The 8089-nt window shown below is 62.3% G+C and carries 7 protein-coding genes and 1 pseudogene; 6 read left to right on the top strand and 2 right to left on the bottom strand.

The window, feature by feature from the left end; translation table 11 throughout:
• Window positions 1–76: 76 nt before the first annotated feature.
• A pseudogene (locus AC629_RS18670) lies at window positions 77–979 on the bottom strand (trypsin-like peptidase domain-containing protein); the annotation flags it as partial.
• Between the two features lie 203 nt (window positions 980–1182).
• Here AC629_RS18670 and AC629_RS18665 point away from each other — a divergent pair.
• The 5 genes from AC629_RS18665 to AC629_RS18645 all read left to right on the top strand — a co-directional run bounded on the left by AC629_RS18665 (window position 1183) and on the right by AC629_RS18645 (window position 4422).
• Complete coding sequence (locus AC629_RS18665) at window positions 1183–1800, top strand: hypothetical protein (protein ID WP_084806490.1); 618 nt, start codon at window positions 1183–1185, stop codon at window positions 1798–1800.
• Entirely contained in the window at window positions 1787–2158 is a 372-nt protein-coding gene (locus tag AC629_RS18660) for a winged helix-turn-helix domain-containing protein (protein WP_084806497.1), read from the top strand. The genes AC629_RS18665 and AC629_RS18660 overlap by 14 nt, the downstream gene beginning before the upstream one ends.
• Before the next feature lie 30 nt (window positions 2159–2188).
• On the top strand, window positions 2189–2929 hold the full coding sequence (locus tag AC629_RS18655) for a di-trans,poly-cis-decaprenylcistransferase (RefSeq protein WP_084806489.1): 741 nt from the start codon (window positions 2189–2191) through the stop codon (window positions 2927–2929).
• 229 nt (window positions 2930–3158) lie between these two features.
• Window positions 3159–3845, top strand: coding sequence for a DNA-3-methyladenine glycosylase I (locus AC629_RS18650; protein WP_084806488.1), 687 nt, complete (start codon window positions 3159–3161; stop codon window positions 3843–3845).
• A 283-nt stretch (window positions 3846–4128) separates the two neighbouring features.
• Complete coding sequence (locus AC629_RS18645) at window positions 4129–4422, top strand: hypothetical protein (RefSeq protein ID WP_084806496.1); 294 nt, start codon at window positions 4129–4131, stop codon at window positions 4420–4422.
• A 124-nt stretch (window positions 4423–4546) separates the two neighbouring features.
• Here the strand turns inward: AC629_RS18645 and AC629_RS18640 are convergent, their stop codons facing one another.
• Window positions 4547–6976 (bottom strand): outer membrane beta-barrel protein, encoded by a 2430-nt coding sequence (locus AC629_RS18640; protein WP_143199236.1) that lies wholly within the window; start codon window positions 6974–6976, stop codon window positions 4547–4549.
• A 237-nt stretch (window positions 6977–7213) separates the two neighbouring features.
• Between AC629_RS18640 and AC629_RS18635 the strand changes: the two genes are divergently transcribed.
• Complete coding sequence (locus tag AC629_RS18635) at window positions 7214–7990, top strand: helix-turn-helix transcriptional regulator (RefSeq protein WP_168195523.1); 777 nt, start codon at window positions 7214–7216, stop codon at window positions 7988–7990.
• Window positions 7991–8089 lie beyond the last annotated feature (99 nt).

Raw genomic sequence — 8089 nt, 5'->3', positions numbered from 1 at the left:
CCGACGCAAGATCTGATGGACTGTTGAAACGGCGGGCGAACGAAAGCCTTCGCGTTCCAGGCAGTGAGCTATCTTACGAGCTCACAATGCCTGTCGTCAGGGTGAAGTCCGAAGTCAGCAGCCCGTGGAAAGGGAAGCCGATCGCGATGACGGAATCGCCGGAGCGGATCGAACGGTCGCGGATCCGCGCAAAGTCCTTGAATGTGGTCGTCGATGGCGCCTGCAACAAGGCGAGATCATTGTTGGCATCGCTCGAGACGACGCGCAACACCATCGCGGCCTCGCCGGTGAGGTTGCCCTTGATCTCGCCGACGCAACCGTCGATCACATGATTGTTCGTGACGATGTGACCGTTGGTGCTTACCACAAAGCCGGTGCCGCTCTTGGTTCTGGCGGATTTGCGGCCGGCCGGCGGTGAGGCCTGCTTGTCCGGCGCGGCCTGCGGCTTGGCGGCAACCTTAGTGAAATCACCGGCCTTGCTGAGCCCGTCGGCTTTGACTTTGGTGACGCAATTGGCCAGCGCCGCGATCACGGGGCCGGTTGAGGACAGATCGAAGTTCAGGACGGTGCGGCCGCTCGTTGCGACCATCAGGCTTGCCTTCTGAAACGTTCGCACGACGTTGGCAGGCATGACGGATGTGAGCATGTTCGGCTGATTGGCCGTGGCAAACAGCCTGGCCTGCTCCTGTCCGTCAAAGATGACGTCGATCGCGGCGTTCTCGCCCTGTTTGAATTGGTAGCTGGGACTCGCAAAGCTCAATATCCATGAGCCTGCAGCATTCTGGCCGACGACGAGAATGACGCCGTTGGCGTAAGGCGCCGTCGCGGCGCAATGGGAGAAGGCGCCGGTCTGGTCGTTGCTGAAGGCGCCGCCGATCCAGTTGCCGACATCGACGGAGCCGAACGGCCCAGCTGCATGCGCTACTCCGACGACACTCACCTGCAACAAAGACGCAACAACAACAGACTTAAGCCACATATCTGCCCCCCGAAACGCTTTTGGACCCATCATATCTATGGGAGGAGGCGCCGCGCAACCGCCAGTTGTTCCGACCCGGATCGGATCTCCTCGGGACGGCTTTCGGGCTTGCCTTTGCTTTGCAGTGCTATATGCTTTGCAATACAAAGTAACGGCGCAAACAATCCCGAAAGCACGAGCGGAGCGAGGTTTTGGCGTTGCCAATGCGCGATCTCGACAAGGCACTGGCCGACATCGTGGCGATTCGCAGCCAGATTGCGGCGGGCACGGCGTTCCGCGGCTATGGCCCGGCGACAATGGCTGCGACCGGCGCCGTCGCTCTGATCACAGCGATCCTGCAATTCTGGCTGCTCCGCGATCCCACCGGCGAGCCGCTTGGCTTCTTTCTCGGTTGGTTCATTGCCGCCTCGCTCTCCGGGTTGATGATCGGCATCGAGATGCGCTTGCGATCGCGCCGCCATCACTCGGGTCTTGCGGACGCGATGATCCACCAGGCGGTCGAACAATTCCTCCCTGCAGGTGTCGCCGGCGTTTTGCTTGCGGTGGTGATGTGGAAGTTCGCCGCCGAGACGCTGTGGCTGTTGCCGGGGCTGTGGCAGATCCTGGTGTCGCTCGGCCTCTTCGCGTCGATCCGCTCGCTGCCGCGAACTGTCGCGCTAGCGGGCGCCTGGTACTTCGTTTCGGGCTTCGCCGTCGTGGTGCTGGGGAGCCAAACCCACACTCTGTCGCCATGGACCATGGGCCTGCCTTTCGTGATCGGCCAGTCGGGGATGGCGGCCATTCTGTATTTCGCGTCCGGAGACAATGATGTCGAAGAGTGACAGCGCGCCGTTCTCATACGAAGGGCTCGACCGCGTGATCCACGAGAAGGCGAGGCTCGGGCTTCTGACTTCGCTGATGGCGCACCCGAAGGGCCTGGCGTTTGCCGATCTCAAGCAGCTCTGCGGCCTCACCGATGGCAATCTCAGCCGGCATCTCGCCGTGCTCCAGGAAGCCGGCCTCGTCGAGGTGACCAAAGGCTATGAGGGCAATCGTCCGCACACGACTTGCCGCCTGACCAAGGCCGGCCGCCGTCGCTTCCTCGATTATCTCGCCGTGCTCGAGCGGCTGGTGCGCGACGCCGCCAAGGCCGCCGGCCGCGAGGCGCAGCCGCTTCGCCTCGGTGTCGTCTCGACCTGATTCTCCCCCTTTTTAACCGGAGACTTTGCCATGCAAAGTGCTGTCACCTCCCGCGACGACAAGCTTCATGTCGGCATCATCATGGACGGCAACGGACGATGGGCAACGCGGCGCGGCCTGTCGCGCGTGCGCGGCCATGAGGCCGGCGTCGAAACGATCCGGCGCATCGTCGAGGCCGCGCCCAAGCAGGGCATCGGCACGCTGACGCTCTACGCGTTCTCCACCGACAATTGGCGCCGACCGAGAGCCGAGGTCGCCGCGCTGATGACCTTGCTGCGCTTCTACCTCGCCAACGAAGTCCAGAGCCTGGTGAAGAACGGCGTGCGCCTCACCGTGATCGGCCGCCGCGACCGGCTGCCGGACGGTATCGCCAATGCGATTGCGCGCGCCGAAGACGCCACGGCTCACGGCAGCACGCTCCACCTGCGCATTGCCGTCGACTATTCCGCGCGCGACGCCATCCTCAAGGCCGCGGCAAAGGCAGCCGCGCTGACCAGCCTCACCCGCGAGGCGTTCTCGCAACTCGTCACCGGCGAGGCCGCACTTCGCGACGTCGATCTCATCATTCGCACCAGCGGCGAGAAGCGGCTGTCGGACTTCCTGCTCTGGGAAGGCGCCTACGCCGAACTGCACTTCACCGAGCGGATGTGGCCCGAATTCGACGCGGGCGATCTCGCGGCGGCCCTGGCTTCGTTCCACGGTCGCGAGCGTCGTTTCGGCGGCCTGCAGGCGATCATGCCCGAAGAGGTGCCTTCACTCTCGCGTGCGTAACTTAACGCACAGGGCGCTGAGCAGCGTAAGGCAGCAGGTCATGCAGGGCGGTCACGACCACGCAGCGTGCTGAGAATTCGTTTCGCGCGATTGAAATCTCGGGGAATTCCAGAATTTTACAACGCAAGCAGCGGACCAGCGCAGCCGCTTCTTTGCGTCGATCATCGCAGGACTGGACCGGACCATCGAATTCTGGTGACGTTGGTGCATCTTCAACGCCGGTATCCGCATGACCTCGTTCAAAACCATTCGGGCCCGCGCCGAGAAACGCAAGGGAGGGCCCAAGGCGCTGGAAAAACTGATGCCCGTAAAGCCCGACCTGAAGCGGCTGACGAAGCTCGGCGACGACCGCATCCTCGCCGAGATGACCAGGCGGGTGTTTTGCGCGGGCTTCGCCTGGAGCGTGATCGACAACAAATGGGACGGTTTTGAAGATGCCTTCCTGCACTTCCAGCCGGCCAAGCTCACCTTCCAGCCCGAGGACTATTGGGAGAGCCTGTTGCGCGATGCGCGCATTGTGCGCAACGGCGCCAAGATCATGTCGGTGCGCGACAACGCCGCCTTCGTCCAGGAGATCGCAAAGGAGCACGGCAGCTTCGGCAAGTTTCTGGCGAAGTGGCCGCCCTCTGACGAGATCGGCCTGCTCGGTCTCCTCGCCAAGCGCGGCAGCCGTCTCGGCGGCAATACCGGCCAGATGCTGCTGCGCTTCGTCGGCTGGGACGGTTTCGTCACCTCCAGGGACGTCGTCGCCTGCCTGCGCGATGCCGGCCTTGATATCGCCGAGCAGGTCAAGTCCAAGGGCGATCTCGCCAAGGTTCAGGCGCAGTTCAACGCCTGGGCCGAGGAGACTGGCCTGCCCTACACCTATCTGTCGCGCATTTGCGCGCTCTCGGTCGGCGAAAACCGGAGCGAATAAGCGCCAGGGCGACGTATGCGAGCCCGGCGGAGGTGGCGCCGACCGCGACATCCGGATCGTCGAGGCCGACGCTTGATTCTTCCGCCCGCGACGGATCGTGAACATCCTGTGGCGATCCCGTGCCGCCAGCACGGCAGATCCAACGCGCGATCACGAAATACATTTTGCAGGAACATTTGCGCGCAGCACCCGTTCGGGAGTTGAGCCAGGCGAACAACGGCGCAGGGAACGCCCGCTCCGGCTCAGCTCAATGAAACCCGACGTGACAGAAACGGAGCAGCTCATGAAGCTAACATCCGAACAGGTGAAGCAGACTGTCAATCAACTCGGCGCCCAGGTGCTGCCCGACGAGCATCCCGCCATGCCGCAGCTCAACAGCATGTTCGGAGAGCATACGTTCTTCGTGGACGAGATGGGACTGAAAGTCCTCGAGCCCACCCCGTCGCTCGGTGCGGACCGGCAGACCGGCGAAGTCGTCAGTCTCGCCGACTGGAGCGATTCCGACCTGACGCGCCTGATGGCGCACGAGCCCGAGCCGACCGGCGTGATCGTCGTGTTCGAGCACGTAAAGCATTGACCGCGATCAGGATGCCGCGATCTCGCTCGCAACGGCTCGCTCTCGCCATACTGCCGAAGCGGCAGTATGGCGAATTGCTTCGATGAGACGTCGGACGTTGCTTCGAACGTGTTAGTCCTTCGTGTTAGTCCCTGACGGCGATGGCGGTCACGGGACCGAAGTCGAACTTGTAGTTCACGCCCATCTTGAACAGATCGACGGTTTGCCGGACGGAAATGTTGGCGTCGCTGACGACGGCCACCGTCGGAAACGGCACGCTCCTGGACGGCAGGCCGATATGGTCGTATTCGGCGAACGTGGTCCAACGATTGGTGAGCGCGTATTCGAGCCCGACTCCGGCGGTCCAGCCCCACGTCGTGTCGCGCGTGCTGCCATTGCCCAGCGTGACGCCAAAGGTGTTACCGAACAGGTTATGGCTCGTATCGATCCACGCGCCGCCGGCCTTCACGTAAGCGAGTGAGCGGTCGAAGGTATAGCCGACCCGGCCGGTCACGGAGCCGAGCGAGTTGACGACGTGCTGGCAGTTGAGACCGCCAAGGCCGGAGAAACAGGTGTTTTCGCCGCGCAAGTCCGCAAGGCTTGCTGCAACTTCGCCACCGAGCACCCAACGGCCAGTCTGCCAGTTGATCCCGATCTGACCGCCGCCGAGCGCACCTGGCGCACGGATCTTGTTGCCGAATCCCGCGACGTTGATGTTGCCGAAGGGGTCGACCGTCGAATCGAACGGATCGGACCAGCCGGTGTTGCTGACGCCGCCACCCAAATGCCCACCGATATAGAAGCCGGTCCAATTCACCGGACCCGCAGCGAGCAGGGCGGGCGCCTTGGTTGGCATACCCGCAGGTCTCGACGCGTTCGCCTCGCCCCAATGGTAGGCGGTCTGCACGAAGACGCCGTAGCGCTCGGCGCTGTAACGCGACGGTTCAACATCGGAAGGGGTTGGCGGGAGGGTGAGGGAGTCGAACCCCGCGGTACCCATATCCATATTCCAGGCCCAGTAACGGCCGCCGACGCCGACGGTCCAGTTGGGCGTGACGTAGTAGTCAAGCATGGCCTCCAGCATCATCCCGTTGCCCATGCTCGATGCGTCGGGGCCCAGAAGCTGGCGCCATAGATGGTTGTCCAATCCCTTGTAGTTCACCGCAGGCAGGTAGGCGGCTTCGGCCGTGAGCCTGAGCCGGTCGCTGAGCATGAGCTGAGATACCAGGCCGATGCGCATCGAGTCGAAGTGATCGTATTCGGTGATACCCATAAGGTTCGTTGGGATTGTGGGTGAGCAAACAGCGTCGCCTGCAAGTTGGGCGCATCCGTGAGTGTTGATGCCTTGCTTGTAACGATTGTAGCCGACGAACGCTCCGAGCCTGGCGCCCGGCGCGTTGAAGACATCGTAGCCAACGTCGATCGTTGCGTACGCCAAATGTCCGGATGCGTTCGACCGAGTGTTGGAATAGACAAAGGCTGCCGGAAAGTCCTCGTCGTTCAATAGGCCGTTCGAAAGTCCGCCAGCGCCCAGATTTGCCTTGATGAATAATCCGCTGTCATGATCGGCTCTAAAGAAGGTTTCGCCGGAGACACCCTCCAGCCCGCTATAAACGAGGCGAGAGGCGAGAGTGAGCGGGGGCGCATTGAACAACGGACCCTCCTGCTCCTGGCCGTTGCTCAACCACAGTCGTGCCCCGGTTTCGAACTGCCAGTTCTGGAAGATGGACGACGCAGACGATACGGGCGGTGCCTTGAGCGGCAATGTTGAGGCGCTATGCGGCCCCGGCTCGGGCGCCCCGAAGTGATAATTCAGTCCGGCGCGAACGATGTCGGCCGACAGCGAACTCGAATGACCAAAGCTTTGGCCTGGAACGACGCCCATGGTCGCAACTTCAGCATTGACCGCGTTGGGAAATGCGATGTGAAGATAATCGGCCTTGACGCTCAGCCGATCGGTGAGGGGCGCCTCGACGCCGCCGCCGACCGCGTAGCCGGCAACAAGCTTGTTGATCCGGCCTGACTCCCCAATGTTAAAGCTATCAATGAACGTAAAGTCGGTTTGCAATTGCGTCAGGGCGAGGCCGCCCGTGGCGTAGAAGAGCCAGTTGTTGGGCCCCACGAAACCTATGCGCGGCCGCGCGGTGAACAGCCAATCGGTGTTGCCATAGGCGGTGGTGGTGAAGACGTTGCCCGGCATGGTCGCAGATGGGACCACGGCGTTATCGACCACGCCGTTGAGATGCATTGCTTGCACATCGGCTTCGATGCCCAGCAAGATATTGCCGATCTGCCAATTGTATCCGCCTTCGAGGCCGGCCGCGAAACCGGTCGGCTTGATCGTTTGAGCGCTGGCCGCATTCACTGCCGCGATGTCTTCTGGGCTCAGGAAAGTGCCTGACGTCGTGGTCTGCGTGTCATAGCGGCCCCAGGCCGCCCCGGTGACGAAGCCGCCATAGAAACCATTCCAATTATACCGGCTGGCGGTTGGAGCGGCAGCAAGGTCAGCGGCATGTCCTGTACCGGCACTCAGCAACGCCGCGACCGCGGCGCCGCACAACAGACGCTTCTTCAATATCCGCCCCCAAACCACAAAATGAATCGCCCGGAGTGTCCTAGCATCGACCGCGCACCACTCAAGGTTTCCTGGACCGCACGTCACGAGTTTCCAGGACCGCACACCACAAATCGTCTGGCGTGTGGCGTGCCGGCCACTACGACATGGTCATCTTCGGTTGGCAGACCGGCGATTTGCGCCCAACCATCGCGATGCGGTACATGCCACGCACGAAGAACCTTTGAGCGATGCGCCATGAACACCGCGGCCTACGAAGAGATCCATCGCTTGTGGGACGAGCTATCGGATTTCGAAGCTGGTCAAACCGCTCAGGCCGTTGCTCACCTGATGGCCTTCCTCTGCGATCAGAGCGGCGCGTGGAATGCGACCTGGGCCGGCGCAATCCGCGTCGGTGGGAATAGCGATGACGATCCGCTGAAGGGGTGGCGCGTCGCCGCGATGAATTCACTCCATCCGGTCGCTCAACGTCACGACGACGAACACTTCAAGGAGATCCTGCGGCTGTGGGATCAGCGGAGGATCGATCCTTCCTTCCTTCTCCCCCTGCGGTCCGTCGGCACATTCAGAAGCTATTCGTTCCGGCGCGAGTTGCCACAGGAATGGTTCGAATCGCCGTTCTACAAAGCCTATTACGGCTCCGTCGGCACCTACGATGCGGTCTTTGTCGCATTCCCCCTCAATGAGGACGCCGAGTCGCATTTCGGATTCTATTCCCGCAAGACGTTCGCGGACGAGGAGATCGCGCGCCTCGCCAGCGCCCTGCGGGGAATCAAGTGGTTTCACCGCCGCCTCTTGCTGAGTCATGGCCTGCTGACGGCATCCTCCCCGCTGACACCGACCGAACGCAAGGTGCTGCGGCTGCTGCTGACCGACGCCCCGGAGAAGCACATCGCCCTTCAGCTGGACATGGCGGAGTCCACGGCTCATCAGCATGTCGTCAGCATCTACCGCAAATTCGGCGTTCGCAGCCGGGCGGGCCTGATGGGTCTCTGGTTGAACCGCGGCGGTTGATTCCTTGGTTTCCCCGATGAAGTCGACCCCTACTGTTTAGGGGATATGACGTTCCGGCACCGGCCCGGTATTCACTGAATCAACCCGCAGCGATGGAGT

This window comes from Bradyrhizobium sp. NAS80.1 (assembly GCF_001908205.1).
In the GTDB taxonomy this organism is placed as follows: domain Bacteria; phylum Pseudomonadota; class Alphaproteobacteria; order Rhizobiales; family Xanthobacteraceae; genus Bradyrhizobium.
Note: the sequence above shows the minus strand (reverse complement) of the source record. Positions and strands in the feature narration are given on the sequence as shown.

What these genes read in the sequence shown, in the direction of transcription:
- AC629_RS18660 (WP_084806497.1), top strand. Translation starts at nt 1,787, where the DNA reads ATGTCGAAGAGTGACAGCGCGCCGTTCTCATACGAAGGGCTCGACCGC.
- AC629_RS18655 (WP_084806489.1), top strand. Translation starts at nt 2,189, where the DNA reads ATGCAAAGTGCTGTCACCTCCCGCGACGACAAGCTTCATGTCGGCATC.
- AC629_RS18645 (WP_084806496.1), top strand. Translation starts at nt 4,129, where the DNA reads ATGAAGCTAACATCCGAACAGGTGAAGCAGACTGTCAATCAACTCGGC.
- AC629_RS18650 (WP_084806488.1), top strand. Translation starts at nt 3,159, where the DNA reads ATGACCTCGTTCAAAACCATTCGGGCCCGCGCCGAGAAACGCAAGGGA.
- AC629_RS18635 (WP_168195523.1), top strand. Translation starts at nt 7,214, where the DNA reads ATGAACACCGCGGCCTACGAAGAGATCCATCGCTTGTGGGACGAGCTA.
- AC629_RS18665 (WP_084806490.1), top strand. Translation starts at nt 1,183, where the DNA reads ATGCGCGATCTCGACAAGGCACTGGCCGACATCGTGGCGATTCGCAGC.